This window comes from Vibrio sp. 1402 (assembly GCF_033340275.1).
This window is the reverse complement of sequence record NZ_JAWOWE010000760.1, coordinates 1-507: the sequence shown is the minus strand read 5'-3', so window position 1 is coordinate 507 and position 507 is coordinate 1. Positions and strand designations below refer to the sequence as shown.

The window sequence follows — 507 nt, the reverse complement described above, 5'->3', positions numbered from 1 at the left end:
GGATCAGAAATAACGTCCTTTAACGAAGAAAGCACGCTTTGTTTAGAGACAGTCTCTGCTTCCTTGATCGACGCATACCAATCTTTAATTGCGTTGAGTTTCTCTTCTACTTTTGTCAGCGTGTCTTTGGGAGCTGGGCGAGAAACTTCGGCCGTAGTTTCTCGCGTCATAAGCTCGCTCATTCGCTTCGCATCGTCGCGTTCATAGTGACGAACATCGGTTGAATGAGCGGGCGTTTGTCCGACAAAGCTAGGGTCGACTCTCATCCAAGATTCCTAATGTCTTGGGTGAAGCTCGCCGCAAAAGCTTGGCTTTCTTCGCTGCCTTGAGCTGCCAGTTCCATCCAACGTTCAGCTTGGCTTAGTAACCCTGCTTTTGCAGCCGCTAGCGCCGCCAAACTGATTAGGTCAGGATACGCGGTGCAAAGTGGCTCAAGTAATCGATGTGCCTCTTCGTACGCGCCTTTGTTCATCAGGCTCATCGCACGAATCATTACTACAACTTCTT

1 protein-coding gene and 1 pseudogene are annotated in these 507 nt (G+C 49.5%); both read right to left on the bottom strand.

What is annotated here, in order from left to right:
• A pseudogene (gene vscH / locus R7044_RS28345) lies at window positions 1–266 on the bottom strand (YopR family T3SS polymerization control protein VscH); the annotation flags it as partial.
• The coding region (vscG, locus tag R7044_RS28340; protein WP_225456427.1) for a YscG family type III secretion system chaperone VscG at window positions 263–507 on the bottom strand (245 nt) is incomplete at its 5' end. The gene vscG and the pseudogene vscH, both read right to left, overlap by 4 nt.